Here is an 18,165-nt window from a genome sequence, read left to right on the forward strand (position 1 = left end):
GATAGTATTAATGATACATTAAAAAAATTTTGTTTTTTATATTTTATATATTTAAATAAGATATACATAAAATATATTTTTATGAACTATAAAATTTTTTAATATCATCTTTATGTATAAAAATATATATAGTTAATCTTATTCAATACATACTTAATAAAAATATTTTTATAAAGTTAATATTAATAATATATTAACATAGAGTATATTTATACACATAATGTTTAATTTGTGATTTATAAAATTTTTAGATTTTAAAATTCATTATTAACAAGATTTGCTAATTGCGTTATATTTTTGCGCATAGGTATCAGGATTTTACTCATGAATGTATAAATAATCATTCTTTTGTATATAACTATATTGACATTTTATATATATTTAATGTAATTATATTACTTTAATAATCGCAGTAATTTTATATATAAGATATTTTTATAAATTACATACTTTATTAATATTTATTTTTATTGATATATAATAAATATTATTTTTGTATATTTCACAGAATATATTTTTGTCTGTAAAAATTTAATGGAATAAAGTATTTTATATAGAGTATAATAATTTTTGTGAATAATATTTTTATAAATTGACGTATACGAAATATATTCAATATGTAATCGCTTTTTATTTATCAACAAAAACTAAATAGTGTGATTGGGAAAAATAAATGAATTTTGCATTGGGGGTGGAATATGATGGGAGTATGTATTTTGGTTGGCAAAAACAAAAATCAGTATCGACTATACAGGGATGTATAGAACAAGCTTTATCTAAAATAGCTAATTGTAAAATAAATGTATTTTGTGCTGGTAGAACGGATAAAGGAGTGCATGCTATGATGCAAATTGCTCATTTTAGTACTTCTGTTATTCGAAGTACTTCTGTTTGGTTAAAGGGTGTAAATGCATTATTACCGCATAATATTACTGTGTTGTGGTTGCAAGAGATTAAGCTTGATTTTCATTCTAGGTTTTCAGCATTATCACGATCATATCGTTATATAATTTTAAATCGTAATACGCGATCAAGTTTTTTAACTAAATATTATTTTTGTGTAAAAAATTCTTTAGATGTTAAAAATATGCAGATTAGTTCTAGGTGTTTGTTAGGTTTACATGATTTTACCGCCTTTAAGAGTAGTGGTTGCCAATCTTTTTCTCCATATAAAAATATAACTTCTTTAGTAATATATCGGGTGCATGATTTTATAATTATTGATATTACTGCTAATTCTTTTTTATATCATATGGTTAGAAATATTGTTGGATCTTTAATTAAAGTAGGTTTATCAAAGCGTAACATTTTTTGGATCAAAAGGATTTTAACTAATAAAAATATAAATAAAATTTATTCTACTGTTTCTTCTTCTGGATTATATTTTTTGTCTGCTACATATCCAGATCATTATTTAATACCCAATAATCTTTATATGTATAAATATGAAGGTTTATTTCAACACCTTTTAAATAAGCGTTATTAATAATGTAATATTTTTATTAATTACAGTGTTTTAATATTTAAATATTACATTTTATTGTTATTAACAGTACTTAAATTGTATATACTATTTTGACAAAGTTAATTGATTAAAAAAATTTATATTTGTAAAAAACTTTTTATTGTTTATATCCATATATTTTATATATATGATATTATGGAAAACATTAAATTTTATTGTTTATTTTTCATGAAAATTTTTATTAATATTTTTTTTATTTTATCAATAATAATATACATGTAAATTTATAAATATTATTTTTATGCGTATTAATACATAATTTTTTTTGTTTAAATTGATTTTCTTGAATTTATAAAACACTGATAGTACATTGTGTTTGATTATAAATTAAACAATTTTGTTTATATAAATAGTGAATAAATATATTTATTTATGTTTATCAAATTTTAACATAATAAAATATGTTACATAATAATATTCATATACTATATTTTTAATTTTATAATATTTTATGAACTAATATTTTTATTAAATATTTATTAAACTGTATAAGATTTTTTACTTGTAGTTTTAGAGAAAATGAGATTTATGTATGTTAGGTAAAATAATTAATAATTTTTTTTTAAGTCGCAATGAACGTGTTTTAAAAAGTTTAAATGAACTTGTAGTTAAAATTAATATTCTAGAAAAAGATTTACTACAACTGAAAGATTATGATTTAAGAAAAAAAACAGATGAATTTAAATTACGATTAAAATATGGAGATACTCTTGATTCTTTACTTCCAGAAGCTTTTTCCGTAATTCGCGAAGCTAGTAAACGAGTTTTTGGAATGCGTCATTTTGATGTACAGATTTTGGGAGGAATTATTTTACATAGAAAAAGTATTGCTGAAATGCGTACAGGTGAAGGAAAAACATTAACTGCTACTTTACCGGCGTATTTAAATGCTTTATTAGGTCTTGGTGTTCATATTGTTACAATGAATGATTATCTTGCGAATAGAGATGCAAATAAAAATCGTGTTTTGTTTGAATTCTTAGGGTTAAGTGTTGGAATTAATGTTTCTGGTATGTCACAAGAAGATAAAAAAATAGCGTATTTAGCAGATATTACGTATGGTACTAATCATGAATATGGTTTTGACTATTTACGAGATAATATGGTTTTTTGTAATAAACAAAAAGTACAAAGAAAACTGTATTTTGCTTTAGTTGATGAAGTTGATTCCATTCTAATTGATGAAGCTCGTACACCTCTTGTAATTTCTGGCCCTATAGAAAACAGTGATTATTTATATAAAAAAATAAATTCTTTAGTTCCTTTTTTAATTCCTAAAAATAAAAAAAATTACAATGAAATTTGCAAAATAGGTGATTTTTATATAGATTATAAGCAACGTCAAATTCATTTAACTGAAACGGGATTGATTAAAATTGAGAAGTTATTAGTGAAACATAATCTTTTGCCTGAATCAGAATCATTATATTTATCTAAAAATATTTTTTTTATCCATCACATTCTTTTAGCTTTAAAAGCACATTATATTTTTTTAAAAAATGTAGATTACCTTGTACAAAACAATAAGATAATTATTGTAGACGAACATACAGGAAGAATTATGTCCGGGAGAAGATGGTCTGATGGGCTACACCAAGCAGTAGAAGCAAAAGAAAAAGTAGTGATACATCATGATAATCAAACTTTAGCATCCATTACATTACAGAATTATTTTCGATTATATTCTAAATTATCAGGTATGACGGGTACTGCTGCAACAGAAGCGTGTGAATTTAATTCGATTTATAGCCTGGACACTGTCGTTATTCCTACTAATAAACCTATGATTCGTAATGATATGTCTGATTTAATATACCTGTCTGAATCTGATAAAATTAACGCAATTATATCGGACATACAGAATTGCGTAAAACGTAAACAACCCGTATTAGTAGGTACTGTTTCCATCGAAAAATCTGAAAAAATTTCTAAAATATTAAAAAAAATTAATATTCAACATAATGTTTTAAATGCTAAAATGCATTCTAAAGAAGCAGTAATCATATCTCGTGCTGGAGAACCACAAGCTGTTACTATTGCAACTAACATGGCTGGTCGAGGTACTGATATTGTTTTAGGAGGAATGCAATGTGAAATAAGAAAAAAAAACCATATTGTAAATAAAAATAATGTATTGCAGGAATCTTGGAAGAAAAAAAATAATTTAGTTCTTAAATCTGGAGGTTTACATATTATTGGAACTGAAAGGCATGATTCGAGAAGGATAGACAATCAATTAAGAGGACGATCTGGTAGACAGGGAGATCCAGGTTCATCAAGATTTTATTTATCACTAGACGACAATTTGATTCGTTTATTTGCTTCTGACAATATTATTAGTTTTATTAAAACTATTGGCATGAAAAAAGGACAATCTATTGAACATCCTTGGTTAAATTCTGCAATTGAAAGAGCTCAGAAAAAAGTAGAAAATCAAAATTTTGATACAAGAAAACAATTATTAGAGTATGATAACGTTATTAATGAACAACGTGAAGTTATATATCAAGAAAGAAATAAATTAATTAATACGTCAAATATTCACGATCATATTTTGAATATCTTAAAAGATAGAATCAAATTTTGTATTAAACAATATATTTCTGGAAATACGGTTAATCAAGATAGTTTTATAGCCTTAGAAAAGGAGTTAAAAAATAATTTTTATTTTATTAAATCAATTAATAAATTTTTAGAACACGATACTACATTATATGATAATGTAGATAGATTAATTGATTTAATTGTAACTACAATACAGTTTAGTTATAGTAAAAATACTTCTTTAGTATCTAAAAAATGTTCTAACATGATTGAAAAATCAGTAATGCTACAAATACTAGATATTTTTTGGGTAGAACATTTAAACTCGGTAGATTTTTTGAGACAAAGTATTCATTTACGAGGGTATGCACAACAAGATCCTCAACAAGAATATAAAAGAGAATCATTTTTTATGTTTCAGTCAATGTTAGAATCAATAAAAAATAATGTAATAAAAAGTTTAGTGAATATTTTTTATGTAGATTTTGAACAAAAAAAAAATATATATATGCATGTGATTGGTTGTAAAGATTATAATGAATTTCATTTATTAATTATGAAATCTATTAAAATAACCTGATTATATGAAAATTTATACGTTATAATTATTTTATTTATACTATACATGTGTGCACTTTTTTTGTATTATTATTATTTTCAGTAATTTTTTTGATAATATATGTATAAAAGTATTTAATGTATTTAAACAAACATATAATTTATAAATAAAAATAAAAATTTTTATTTTTTAAATTTAGATGTTTTTGTTTTTTAAAATATTTTATATTTATGTATTTTATGCTGATAATTGTGTATATTTTGAATATGCATATTTATATAAATACATAAACTATAACATAATTATGTATAATAAATCTTTTTAATATACAAACATATTTTTACATAAATAAAAACTCTTATTTAAATAAAATATATTGTATGATAAATGAAATTTGTATTATTTTAAATATAAATGTTATTGAATATATACTATATTATATTTTATATTATAACAAATTAAATAGACAAAAAATTATTAAAATTATTTCAAATGATTAAATTATTATTATGTAGTTATTTTAAAGGTTTGTAAAAGTATGTCAAAAAATATTCTTAAAGATATCGATCCTATTGAAACATCTGAATGGATAGATTCTATTGAATCTGTATGCAAAAGATATGGTATAACACGAGTTCATTTTTTAATAAATAAAATTTTGAATTCACAAATGTTACAAAATACTAATATTCATAAAAATATTTTTTCTGATTTCATAAATACTATTCATGTTAATCAAGAACCAAAATATCCTGGAAATATTAAAATAGAAAAAAAAATTTGTTCAGTAGTGCGATGGAATGCAATTATGATGGTTTTGCGAGCTTCTAAGAAAAATTTAGATTTAGGGGGACATATTTCTTCTTTCCAATCATCTGCCATGATTTATGAAGTTTGTTTTAATCATTTTTTTCGTGCTTATAATGATTATGATAGTGGTGATTTAATTTATTTTCAAGGACATATATCTCCGGGTATTTATTCGCGGGCATTTTTGGAAAATAGGATAACAGAAGAACAATTAGATAATTTTAGACAAGAAACTAATGGAAAAGGATTGTCTTCGTATCCACATCCTAAACTAATGCCTGATTTTTGGCAATTTCCTACAGTTTCAATGGGTTTAAGTGCTGTTTCATCTATTTATCAAGCAAAATTTTTAAAATATTTATATAATAGAAATTTAAAAGATACTTCCAAACAAACCGTGTATGTTTTTTTGGGAGATGGTGAAATGGATGAGCCTGAATCTAAAGGAGCTATTACGATTGCTGCTCGAGAAAAATTAGATAATTTAATATTTGTTATTAATTGTAATTTACAAAGATTAGATGGACCTGTTTACGGCAATGGAAAAATTATCAATGAACTAAGTAATTTTTTTGTAGGTGCTGGATGGCATGTTATTAAAGTACTTTGGGGAAGCGGATGGGACAATTTATTAAAACAAGATGTATCAGGATGTTTAAAACAATTAATGAATGAAACGATAGATGGTGATTATCAAACTTTTAGATCTAAAAATGGCGCTTATATTCGAAAATATTTTTTTGGTAAATACGCAGAAACAAAAAAACTAGTTGATAATATGACCGATGATGATATTTGGAGATTAACATTAGGTGGTCATGATTTCAAAAAATTATATTCTGCTTTTCATGCAGCTAAATTAATAAAAGATAAACCGGTAGTTATATTAATTCATACAATTAAAGGTTATGGTTTAGGGAGTATTGCTGAAGGAAAAAATATTGCGCACCAAGTTAAAAGCTTAAATATTCAAGATATTCAACATCTGAAAAAACAATTAAAAATCAAAATAGATTCACAAGATCTACAAAAATTGCCATACGTGAAATTTTCTTCAGGTTCTGTAGAATATCGATATTTGCATGCTCAAAGAAAAAAATTACATGGCTATGTTCCTTTTCGATTAAAGAATTTTTCTAGAGATCTAATAATACCTTCATTAGAAGAGTTTCGTTACTTATTAAATAAACAAGATAGACCTATATCTACTACTGTTGCTTTTGTACGCATTCTAAATACACTTTTAAAAAATGCTTATATAAAAAATAGAATTGTACCTATTATAGCTGATGAAGCGCGTACTTTTGGTATGGAAGGTTTGTTTCGTCAGATTGGTATTTATAATTGTCAAGGACAAAAATATACACCCGCAGATAAAGATCAAATTTTTTATTACAGAGAAGATACTAATGGTCAAATTTTGCAAGAAGGTATTAATGAATTAGGAGCGGGTTCTTCATGGCTAGCTGCAGCAACTTCATATAGTACTAATAATTTTCCTATGATACCATTTTATATTTATTACTCTATGTTTGGTTTTCAAAGAATCGGAGATTTTTTGTGGTCATGTGGAGATCAACAAGCAAGAGGATTTTTAATTGGCGCAACATCTGGAAAAAGCACATTAAATGGAGAAGGCTTACAACATGCAGATGGACATAGTCATGTTTTATCTTCAACTATACCTAATTGTATTTCTTATGATCCTACTTATAGTTATGAATTAGCTGTTATTGTACAATCTGGTTTAGAGCGTATGTATGGAGAAAAACAAGAGAATATTTTTTATTATATTACCACTATAAATGAAAATTATGTTATGCCTAACATGTCTTATGATATGATAGAAGGGATTTGTAAAGGTATTTATAAACTGAAGACATATTCTGGAAATGCGGGTCATATACAATTACTAGGTTCTGGGGCTATTTTACGATGTGTTGAAAAAGCTGCTAAATTTTTATTATCTGAATATCAAATTGGTTCTGATATTTACAGTGTAACATCTTTTACAGAGTTAGCACGTGATGGTCAAGATTGTGTAAGATGGAATATGTTACATCCTTTAAAGAAAAAAAAAATACCATATATTACTTCAATAATGAATGAAGAACCTGTTGTCGCAGCTACTGATTATATGAAAATTTTTGCAGAACAGATTCGAGCGTATGTACCTTCAAAAATCTTTCACGTGTTAGGATCAGATGGATACGGTAGATCTGATAGTCGAAAAAATTTACGTGATTTTTTTGAAATTAGTACATCTTATATTATAAGTGCAGCTTTAGATGCATTAATTCAACAAGGAAAAATGGATACAGTAATATTAGTTGATGCTTTAAAGAAATTAAATATTATTTCCGATAAACCAAATCCTAGGCTCACATAAGAGGTGATATAGTGGACATAGAAGTATGTATGCCAGATATTGGAATGAAATGTGCAGAAGTAATTGAAATTTTAGTACAAGTAGGGGATAAGGTTATTAAAGAAGACGGACTAGTTTCTGTTGAAAGTCATAAATCTGTTTTAGAAATACCTTCCCCTGTTTCTGGAATTATTAAAAAAATTTATATTAAAATAGGAGATACGGTATCTGTAAATAAATTAATGATGACCATCGTAGAAAGTTGTTATAAAAATAATTTGATTAAAAATAATGAAATTAATAACAATTGTGTTGTTAATTCTAATGATCAATTAAATACTAATAACAGCATTAATTCTGATAATAATTATCAGGATAAGGAAATTTATGCATCTCCGATAGTGCGTCGTATGGCTAGGAAATTAAGTATCAACTTATTAGATGTTGAAGGAAGCGGAAGAAAAGAGCGCGTAACTAAAGAGGATATAGAAAAATACAATATTGCTCATAATGATATCAGTGTATATAATACTAAAGATGTTTTAGTAAAACAAGATAACTTAAACAATAAAAATGATGATCCAGAATATCAGTTATTAACCGGAATTCAGAAAATTTCTGGAAGTAGGTTATTAAATAATTGGAAAAATATTCCGCATGTTACTCAATTTGATGAAACAGATATCACTGAGTTAGAGGATTTTAGGAAATTATATAACTCTCGTAATTTAGCAAATAAAAATTTTCAAAAAATTTCACTGCTATCGTTTATAGTAAAATCTATTGTGCATGTTTTATTAAAATATCCTAGATTTAATAGTATCTTAGATGTTAATAAAAATAGTATTATTTTAAACAAAAATATTAATATCGGTATAGCTGTAGATACGCAAGATGGCTTGTTAGTCCCTGTTCTAAAAAATTTAAAATATAAAAATATTAGTGAAATATCATACGAGATATTTAATCTAGCTCATAAAGCAAAAAATAATCAGTTGAGCGTTTTGGAAATGCAAGGTGGTGGTTTTACTATTTCCAGTTTAGGAGGAATTGGAGGAACTGGCTTTACTCCTATTATTAACGCACCTGAATCTTGTATTCTCGGCATATCTAAAGCAACAATAAAACCTATTTGGATTAATAATAAATTTAGTCCTCGTTTGATGCTTCCTTTTTCTTTGTCATACGACCATCGTGTAATTGATGGAGCTGATGGAGCACGTTTTACAAATTTTTTAGGTCTTTTATTGTCTGACATTAGAAATTTATTAGTATAGTTATTAATACATGTGTAGTAGATTTTTGGTTATTAGTTGTATTAATTTAAATTAATATAAAATAATATTTATTAGTATTAATAAAAAGAGTATTTTATGAAAAATCATATTAATGTTAATGTAGCAGTCATTGGTGGTGGACCAGCAGGATATTCTGCTGCTTTTAGATGTTCTGATTTAGGTTTATCTACTATAATTATAGAAAAATATGGAGTTTTAGGTGGAACATGTTTAAATGTTGGTTGTATACCATCTAAATCATTGTTATATCTAGCTAATTTAATAAGAGAAATTCAAGAATTTTCTAAATATAATATAAATATTGGTAATTGTGACAACTTAAATATTTCTCAGATTATGGATTGGAAAAGTAATATTATAACTAAGTTAAATAACGGTTTATATAATTTAGCTAAATATAGAAAAGTTAAGATATTAAAAGGACTAGCTACTTTTTTAAATAAAAATACATTACAGGTAGTAAATAATGATATTGTTTATGATGTTCAGTTTAAACATGCTATTATTGCTTCTGGATCTACCCCAAAAACATTATCTAACATATCTGATGTAGACAGCCGTATCTGGTATTCTACTCAAGCATTAAGTTGTGTATCTATTCCTAAAAAATTACTAATTGTTGGAGCTGGTATTATTGGCTTAGAAATGGCGACTATATATAGTGCTTTAGGATCGCATGTAGATATTATAGACAGTTCTGAAAAATTTTTTCCATCTATCGATAAAGATATGAGTGATTTGTTTATTCAATATACTAAAAAATATTTTAGTATATATTTAAATACTTCAATTGATAATTTAGTATATACTCCTCAAGGAATTACAATAAAAACTAAATCATCTAGTGATTTTTTATGTAATAATTTATACGATAATATATTAATTTCTGTTGGTAGAATTGCTAATATTCATGATTTAAATGTGTCTGCTGCAGATATTCAGTTAAATTCTTCAGGCTTCATCCAAGTAGATAATCAAATGCGAACTAATGTATCAAATATTTTTGCTGTCGGCGATGTAATTGGTGCGCCGATGTTAGCGCATAAAGGAATACATGAAGCACATATAGCCGCAGAAGTAATTTATGGAAAAAAACATTTTTTTGAACCTAGAACTATCCCTTGTGTTGCATATTGTAATCCAGAAATTGCATGGACAGGTATTATGGAAGAACAAGCAAAATTAAAAGGTATTAAATGTCGAGCAGTTACTGTTCCTTGGAAATTTTCTGGAAAAGCAATCAGTTCTAATTGTGCAGATTGTGGTGTTACAAGATTAATTGTTGATACAGATAATAATAGAGTTATTGGAGGTATAATTATTGGTAAACATGCTGGAGAATTATTATCAGAGATTAATTTATCTATTGAAATGGGGTGTGATATAGAAGATTTAGCTCTTACGATTCACTCCCATCCCACCTTATCAGAATCAGTGAACATATCAGCACAACTGTTTCTTGGTACAGCGACAGATATGATGAATACAATATAGGTACTTATATACTGTTACATCAGAAAATTTATATAATTATGTATATTGATAGTTAAAAAATTTATATCTGTAAAATGGATGAAATGCTAATTTATTTCAAAAAAAATATCTTAATATTTTTATATAAATATTTTTTGTAAATATTACTGTATTAGTTGCTTTTTATAGTATCATTAACTTAACATTTAGATTAATATAAAATATTATTATGATTATATATAAAATATATTTTTTGTTGATCGAAGAATATTTTATGTATTTTAAATATAATTAACGAATCTTTATATATAATTGAAATGTTTTACAGAGCAGGTTATTCCCTGCTCTAAATAAAAATATAGTATATATATGTAACAAAAATGATAGAATTATTAAATATATAAACTGTATGTTTTTTATATTATTTATATTTTATTTATATTTGTATATAGTGTTATTTTATATATGATTATTTATATACTAAATGATAATCCACATCCACATGTTGTTTGAGCATTAGGATTACTAATGATAAATTTTGATCCTTCTAAATTTTCTATATAATCTATTTTTCCTCCGATTAAGTATTGAAAACTAATAGGGTCAATAATAATTGTTATACCGGATTTTTTTATATGAATATCATCTTTATTCATGATGTTATCTAATTTAAATCCATACTGAAAACCACTACAACCACCTCCTGTTATATATACACGTAATTTTAATTGTAAATTTTTTTTTATAAGTAAAAGTTTTTTTATCCTATTAATTGCTGTTATTGTAATCTTAAATGAATATATTGATGATTTCATATAAACTCTTTCTTTTAACAGTGTGATTATTTTTATTAGTTTAAAGAAAAATTTGATTTGTATTAAAATTAACAATATAGATATATAAAAATATTTTTATAAATTGCTTATATGTATGGTATTTTAATGGAGTTTTTACATGTAAATTTATTAAATTAGTATAAAATGATTAATATATATATATTGTATATATATAATAAAGTAATAATTGTTAATTACTATTTTTTCTTAAAAAAGCTGGAATATCTAAAAAATTTTTTTCATATTTTTGTGTGTTTTTAAAAGTATTATTAGTAGGTTTTTTAACATTATTTAAATTATTTACTACCCTATTTCTTCTTAATGATTGATTCCTATAGTCCACTAATAATTCTTTAGACGATTGATTTCTCATAAAAGAAATCTCAGGTCTTTTTTCCATACCAATTCCCGTTGCTACTACTGTTACTCTTAAAGAATGATCCATTTGTGGATCTAGTGAAGTGCCAATTACTACAGTTGCATTGTCAGATGAAAACGCTCGAATGGTGTTTCCTACAGTTTCAAATTCGTCTAGTCTTAAATCAAAACCAGCAGTGATATTTACTAAAACTCCTCTAGCTCCTGAAAGATCAATATCTTCTAATAAAGGGCTAGAGATAGCAATTTCAGAAGCTTCTTCTGCTCTATTTTCTCCTGAAGCTGATCCTGTACCCATCATAGCATAACCCATTTCTGACATTACCGTTCTTACATCTGCAAAATCAACGTTCATTAGTCCTGGTCGAGTAATCAGTTCTGCAATTCCTTGAACCGCCCCTTTAAGCACATCATTTGCAGCTCCAAACGCATCAAGTAACGATATTCCACGCGTTAAAACTTTTAATAATTTATCATTAGGTATAGTTATGAGGGAATCGACGTATTTAGATAATTCATTTAATCCTTGTTCAGCAAAATTCATTCTTTTTTTTCCCTCAAAACTAAAGGGTTTAGTTACTACAGCTACTGTTAGTATTCCGAGTTCTTTTGCTACTTCTGCTACTACAGGAGCAGCTCCCGTGCCAGTTCCTCCTCCCATTCCTGCTGCTATAAAAACCATATCTGCACCATCCAGTGCTGATTTTAATGTTTCTTTATCTTCTTCGGCAGAATTTTTTCCTACATCAGGATTTGCTCCAGCTCCTAAACCTTTTGTAATATTATTTCCTATCTGTATAGTTTGTCCTACAGCTATTTTTCTTAATGCTTGAGCGTCTGTGTTAATAGCAAAAAATTCTACACCTTCTATTTTTTCACGAACCATATGTTCAACAGCATTACTTCCACCTCCACCAACACCAATAACTTTAATAACTGCATCATTACTTAATTCAGAAGGTTCAAACATAAAATATACTCCATAACATTAGAATAATTAAAATTATTATACTTTTTGGATTGTAATTAATGTATTAACAAGTATTTTATTTGAGTAAATAAATATTTAAAAAATCCGCTATTTTTGTTTTTTAGTGAAATTGATTGTTGATAATTTTTTCCATATTGCAATAATCCAACAATGGTAGCATACTCAGGGTGTGCAAGATATTCAGGTATATCTGGAATATTACAAGGTTTTTTTATAATAATATTAGTTTGAAATACTTTATTTGCACATTTTAATAAATTTTTTATTTTAGAAGATCCTCCTGTCAACACTATATTAGAAATTTTAGGATATTTATTAGGATTAACATTACGACAATGAGTAAATGAGTATAAAATTTCTTTGTTTACTAGTTGTAATAATTCTGTATATCTTGGTTCAATGACTTCTACTAAAGATTGATAATGACAATTGATTACTTTTTCTCCTTTTTTGGTAATAATGTCTAAATTTTTACATGTTATTGAGATATCTTCTACAGCATATCCGTATTTTTTTTTTATAAATTCTGCATCGGAATAAGATAAAGAGAAAGCATATGCAATATCGCGTGTTACAGTGTTTCCTGCGTACGGTATAACTGCATTATGATGTAATGATCCATTTATATAGATACTAACATTCATTGTTTCTCCTCCTATGTCTACTAAACATACTCCTAAATCTTTTTCTTCTTCTGTTAGTACAGAAAGACTAGATGCTAAGCCAACAAATATGTTTTTTTTTACATGTATTCCACATTTTTGAATAGCTTTTATGATATTTTTATGAATATTTATATTTCCGGTAATTAAGTGAACATTAGCTTGTACTCGCATACCTGAAAGTCCTATAGGATTTTTTATACCAGATTGATTATCAACTAAGAATTCTTGAGGGATGATATGTAAAATTTTATGATTATATTTTATTTTGACAGATTTAGCTGTTTTGATAACTGTATCTACTTCTTGTTGCGTTACTTCGCTATTTTTAATAGGAGTAATTCCAATTTCATTTTGACAGCTAATTTCATTATGCGATATTGAGAGATATACAGAATGGATTTTACAATGAGCCATTTTTTCTGCAGTTTGAATGGACGTATTAATACAGTGTATTAATAGTTCTAAATTGTTAATTTTTCCTTTTTCTACGCCTTGAACTTTTTGTTTGCTAAAACCTATTATATTAATCATCCCACACTGAAGAATTTCCCCTATTAGTACAGTGATTTTTGTTGCTCCTATTTCTAGACCGGTAATAATATTTTTTTTTATTGAATAGTTCATATTTTTAATTAAATTAGATGATTGGTTTAATTTTTTATAAATTTAGTACAATATGTATATATTTCATATAAATATATAATAATAAATATTATATCAATATTTATACGTAAAAAACATTTTATAATTATTTTTAATAATAGTGTTTATAGTAATGTTTTAATATGATTTTTTTTATAAAATATCTGTAAAAAATCAAATGTATAAGTTTTTTAGTAACAATATATATTGTAATATAAATGTCACAACAATGATATTATTATACTTTTATTGAAGTTCAATAAATCATATATTTTATGAATATTAAATAATTTTTATGAATTTTAAAGATGATAATATTATTACTGATATGTAAATATTTTAATTTTTTAATAAATCAAATGTTGTCGATTTTATTTTTCATCAAAATATACAATATATTTTTTTTTAACATAAAATTTATATATATTTAATTTTTGTAATTAAAGAAAAACATACTACTTTTATTTTAAATATCACTACATACTGGTACTTTCTGGTATAGAAAGAGTAAAAATCTCATTTTCTAGAGATAATAAATAATGTGGTTTATTTTGATATGTAGATAAATATTTTGTATGTTATTTTTACAATGTAAAATATAATTTGAAATACTTTTAATATATTAATAATTAATTTTTAATTTTTTATAAATTTTTCTATATTTTATTATTTATATATTTATACTGCTATTTTTTGATATAATATTTATATATTTAATGATTTTTTTTACCTTTTTTTCTTGTTCTGATACTAATATTATATCATATTTATTAGTTTGAGAAAAAACAAATTGTATAGCCTGCTTTATATTATAAAATATAAAAAATTTATTTTTTTTATTACATTCATTTAATATATCGTGTAGAATTAATTTTTCTTGTTTATCTTGAGGATGAGTATTTATAAACACAATAAAATCAGAAAATTTTTCTATAATATTTCCTATAATTTTTCTGGTGCTAATGTTTGTTATCTCTTCATATCCTAAAATACACCAAATTTTTTTACAGTTATAATACGTCAAAGAATATAAAGCGCGATATAATATTTGTGGTAAATGAACGTTATTTATTACGAATAAAGGACTTTGATTGATTTGAATTTTTTCCATTTTTCTGCGTACAGGTTGTAAAAATTTACTACTTTGAATAAGTACATTTATTGAATATTTTAATAATAACATAGATGTCATAGCTAATAAAATGTTGGTAATATTAAAATTACCTAATAACAGGCTATATAATTTTCCTGAACCCCAAGATGAGTTAAAGAAAATTTTTGTACGTGAAGTACTGTAAATAATATTTATTACATTGATCCAAAATTTTGTGTGAAAAACATTATTTTTTTTAAATATAGTAACAGAAATAACGTTTTTATTTTTAAATTTGTGTATCCAATTACTTGTAATATTTTCATCTCCATTTAAGATAATGTTTTTAATTGCATTTTTTTTTAAAAAAGAAAATTTTATTTTTTCTTGTTGAAACATGTTTTTTTGGCCATCTATTAGATTAATAGTTAGATTTGTACATATTATTGATTCAAATTTTAAATTAGACATTTGTTTTTGCATTAAAACGTGATAAGACATTTCTATTATTGTAATATCTATTTTTTTTTTTACTAAATTGTATAGTTTTTTTTGAACAGAGTTTTTATAATTAATATTATCATCATTAGATTGTGTACATGTATTAACAGTATTTTCTAAATTTTTTATTATACCGACTTTTTTGTTAATAAGTTTTTCCCACTGTGCAATTAAATTAGCTACAGTAGTTTTTCCGTATGTTCCTATTACTCCGATTAATTTTATTTTTTTTTGGGGTTTATTAAAAAATCTTTCATATATTTGGTGAATATAGTAACTTAGTTTTTTAAAATAAATAATTAATGTATTAAATTGTGTAGATATACATAATCCGTGCTTGTTTTTTTCTGTTTCATATAAAATAACGTTAGCTTTATTTTTTAAAGCTTTTAAAATGTGATTTTTTTTTGTATTTTTTTTTTTATGTAACAAAATAAATAAATCACCACTTTTGATTTTAGAGCTGTATTGAGTAATATTACAAATTTTTTTTTGAGGAATATTATTAATCCATGGATTCAGTAATATTTGAATATTATTTATTTTTTTTATCATAATTTAAATATTATTTAATCGCTGTGAATAGAATTTATATATATTTCTATTTCAATATATGTGTTTAATATTTTATTTAGCATAATGTATAATGTACGTATATTGTTATATATTTCTTTTATTATATATATAAAAATATAATTATATATTTTTACAGACATATTAATAATAAAATATTTTTTTTATGGTGGTAAATCATTTTTTTTAAATTATTTGTATTTTATACAAACATATAAAAAATAAAATGATATAGTAATTTTTCTTGAAATAAATGAAATGTAGATTTTTTAAATATATTTATTTTTTATATATATAATCTTTATATAAGATACTGTATATATAGCTTTTTAATTTTATTAAAGTTATAACATTTCTGCAATTCTTAATAGCGCGCTACGTGCGCGTGGATTTTTTTTGATTTCATTAATATTAGGTTTTATTTTCTTGATAATTTTCATCTTTTTAAATGTACGTTGTTTAATTTGCTTCTCAGTTATAGGCAAACCTTTAGGGATTATTTGGCATTTACTATGTTTTTTAAAAAAATTTTTTACAATTCTACTTTCAATAGAATGAAAGCTAATAATGGCTATTCTTGCTCGAGTTTTTAAAATTTTTATTAAAATTTTTAATGTTTTTTTTAATGATTCTATTTCTTGATTAATATAAATACGTATCGCTTGAAAAGTTCGAGTAGCAGGATGTTTGAACGTATTTTTTTTGGGAATAACTCTTTTAATAATTTCTACTAAATCTAATGTTTGTAATATAGGTTTTTTTTTGTTTCTTTCTACAATGCAGTGAGAAATTTTTTTTGCATATCGTTCTTCTCCTAAATTTTTTAAAACATTTTCTATTTTTTTTTGGTTAGTTTTTTGCAACCATTGCCATGCAGGTATTCCGGTTGTATTATTCATACGCATATCTAAAGGTCCATTTTTCATAAATGAAAAACCTCTATTTGCTGTATCTATTTGTGTTGACGAAACACCTAAATCTAATAAGATTCCATCAATCTGTACATTATCAAGATAATATAAATCTTTTATTACTTTAAAAAAATTTCCTTTTTTAATAAAAAATCTGTTATCTTTTATTTTCTTTCCAAGAAGTACAGATTGTGGATCTTGATCTATTGCATATAATTTTCCTTTTTGTCCTATTTTTTTTAATATTTCTAATGAATGTCCACCTGAACCGAATGTTCCATCAACGTATATTCCGTTAGGTTTAATATTTAAAGCATTAATTGATTCTTTTAGTAATACTGGTACATGTGACATAATTTTTATAATTAATATTAAATTTATACATTCTCTAAGCATTATGTTTTAAAAATAAAATTTTTAAAATATTTAATAGAAAATGTATAAATGGTTAAAATGAATGATTATTATTAAATAATATAGTTTATTTGGTATTTTTTTAATTAAATATAGTTAATGACAATTAATACTGATTACCCCGGATCTAGATAATTCAATAATTTTAAAAGATTTTTTTATGATTTTTAAAAATGAATCAACAATATGGTTAGTACCTGATATTTGAATAATATATTTTTTTGAAGAACAATCAATTATAATTCCTTGATAAATGTCAAGTAATTGATTAACTTCATGAAGTTTTTTAAACTCATGTATTTTGATTCTTATTAATAAAATTTCTCTTTCTATATAACTTTTATTAGTAATTTCGATAACTTGATGTACATCAATTAATTTTTGTAGTTGTTTTTCAATTTGTTCGATTGTTTTTTTATTTCCAAAAGTTTGAATAGTTAATCGAGAAATCTTATTATTCTCTGTTGGAGCTACTGTAAGGCTGTCTATATTATATCCGCGTTGTGAAAATAGACCGATTACGCGAGATAGCGCTCCTGACTCATTTTCTAGTAAAATTGATAAAATACGACGCATAATTTAAA

Annotated in this window: 11 protein-coding genes; 5 read left to right on the forward strand and 6 right to left on the reverse strand. The window is 24.3% G+C overall.

Features of this window, described 5'->3' with window-relative positions:
* Positions 1 to 673 precede the first annotated feature (673 nt).
* The 5 genes from truA to lpdA all read left to right on the forward strand — a co-directional run bounded on the left by truA (position 674) and on the right by lpdA (position 10,598).
* The gene (truA, locus tag BUCISPPS3390_RS00690) at positions 674 to 1,486 is read left to right on the forward strand and encodes a tRNA pseudouridine(38-40) synthase TruA (RefSeq protein ID WP_154060748.1); all 813 of its coding nucleotides are present in this window, start codon (positions 674 to 676) and stop codon (positions 1,484 to 1,486) included.
* Positions 1,487 to 2,057: 571 nt separating this feature from the next.
* Positions 2,058 to 4,649: a preprotein translocase subunit SecA gene (secA, locus tag BUCISPPS3390_RS00695; RefSeq protein ID WP_154060749.1), complete on the forward strand. Its 2,592-nt coding sequence runs from the start codon at positions 2,058 to 2,060 to the stop codon at positions 4,647 to 4,649.
* Positions 4,650 to 5,166: 517 nt separating this feature from the next.
* Positions 5,167 to 7,827: a pyruvate dehydrogenase (acetyl-transferring), homodimeric type gene (aceE, locus tag BUCISPPS3390_RS00700; protein WP_154060750.1), complete on the forward strand. Its 2,661-nt coding sequence runs from the start codon at positions 5,167 to 5,169 to the stop codon at positions 7,825 to 7,827.
* A gap of 11 nt (positions 7,828 to 7,838) precedes the next feature.
* Entirely contained in the window at positions 7,839 to 9,083 is a 1,245-nt protein-coding gene (locus BUCISPPS3390_RS00705; protein ID WP_154060751.1) for a 2-oxo acid dehydrogenase subunit E2, read from the forward strand.
* A gap of 96 nt (positions 9,084 to 9,179) precedes the next feature.
* Entirely contained in the window at positions 9,180 to 10,598 is a 1,419-nt protein-coding gene (gene lpdA / locus BUCISPPS3390_RS00710) for a dihydrolipoyl dehydrogenase (RefSeq protein WP_154060752.1), read from the forward strand.
* A 452-nt stretch (positions 10,599 to 11,050) separates the two neighbouring features.
* On the opposite strand, the gene erpA is transcribed toward lpdA, so the two are convergent.
* From erpA to ilvN, 6 genes are all read right to left on the reverse strand, one after another.
* Positions 11,051 to 11,392 carry an iron-sulfur cluster insertion protein ErpA gene (gene erpA, locus BUCISPPS3390_RS00715; RefSeq protein ID WP_154060753.1) on the reverse strand — a complete coding sequence of 114 codons (342 nt, stop codon included), beginning with the start codon at positions 11,390 to 11,392 and terminating at the stop codon, positions 11,051 to 11,053.
* Positions 11,393 to 11,603: 211 nt separating this feature from the next.
* Entirely contained in the window at positions 11,604 to 12,761 is a 1,158-nt protein-coding gene (gene ftsZ / locus BUCISPPS3390_RS00720; protein WP_154060754.1) for a cell division protein FtsZ, read from the reverse strand.
* A gap of 56 nt (positions 12,762 to 12,817) precedes the next feature.
* Positions 12,818 to 14,071, reverse strand: coding sequence for a cell division protein FtsA (ftsA, locus tag BUCISPPS3390_RS00725; RefSeq protein ID WP_154060755.1), 1,254 nt, complete (start codon positions 14,069 to 14,071; stop codon positions 12,818 to 12,820).
* Positions 14,072 to 14,759: 688 nt separating this feature from the next.
* Positions 14,760 to 16,238, reverse strand: coding sequence for a Mur ligase family protein (locus tag BUCISPPS3390_RS00730; RefSeq protein WP_154060756.1), 1,479 nt, complete (start codon positions 16,236 to 16,238; stop codon positions 14,760 to 14,762).
* Positions 16,239 to 16,600: 362 nt separating this feature from the next.
* Positions 16,601 to 17,521 carry a 16S rRNA (cytosine(1402)-N(4))-methyltransferase RsmH gene (rsmH, locus tag BUCISPPS3390_RS00735; protein WP_154060757.1) on the reverse strand — a complete coding sequence of 307 codons (921 nt, stop codon included), beginning with the start codon at positions 17,519 to 17,521 and terminating at the stop codon, positions 16,601 to 16,603.
* 156 nt (positions 17,522 to 17,677) lie between these two features.
* Positions 17,678 to 18,157, reverse strand: a complete 480-nt coding sequence (ilvN, locus tag BUCISPPS3390_RS00740; protein ID WP_154060758.1) for an acetolactate synthase small subunit — start codon at positions 18,155 to 18,157, stop codon at positions 17,678 to 17,680.
* Positions 18,158 to 18,165 lie beyond the last annotated feature (8 nt).

It is taken from the genome of Buchnera aphidicola (Cinara cf. splendens/pseudotsugae 3390), assembly GCF_900698845.1.
GTDB lineage: Bacteria > Pseudomonadota > Gammaproteobacteria > Enterobacterales > Enterobacteriaceae > Buchnera_F > Buchnera_F aphidicola_AM.

Bases quoted from the DNA above. Each gene is read 5' to 3' on its own strand.
- secA (WP_154060749.1), top strand. From the start codon at position 2,058: ATGTTAGGTAAAATAATTAATAATTTTTTTTTAAGTCGCAATGAACGT.
- ftsZ (WP_154060754.1), bottom strand. From the start codon at position 12,761: ATGTTTGAACCTTCTGAATTAAGTAATGATGCAGTTATTAAAGTTATT.
- truA (WP_154060748.1), top strand. From the start codon at position 674: ATGAATTTTGCATTGGGGGTGGAATATGATGGGAGTATGTATTTTGGT.
- BUCISPPS3390_RS00730 (WP_154060756.1), bottom strand. From the start codon at position 16,238: ATGATAAAAAAAATAAATAATATTCAAATATTACTGAATCCATGGATT.
- erpA (WP_154060753.1), bottom strand. From the start codon at position 11,392: ATGAAATCATCAATATATTCATTTAAGATTACAATAACAGCAATTAAT.
- ilvN (WP_154060758.1), bottom strand. From the start codon at position 18,157: ATGCGTCGTATTTTATCAATTTTACTAGAAAATGAGTCAGGAGCGCTA.
- aceE (WP_154060750.1), top strand. From the start codon at position 5,167: ATGTCAAAAAATATTCTTAAAGATATCGATCCTATTGAAACATCTGAA.
- rsmH (WP_154060757.1), bottom strand. From the start codon at position 17,521: ATGTCACATGTACCAGTATTACTAAAAGAATCAATTAATGCTTTAAAT.
- lpdA (WP_154060752.1), top strand. From the start codon at position 9,180: ATGAAAAATCATATTAATGTTAATGTAGCAGTCATTGGTGGTGGACCA.
- ftsA (WP_154060755.1), bottom strand. From the start codon at position 14,071: ATGAACTATTCAATAAAAAAAAATATTATTACCGGTCTAGAAATAGGA.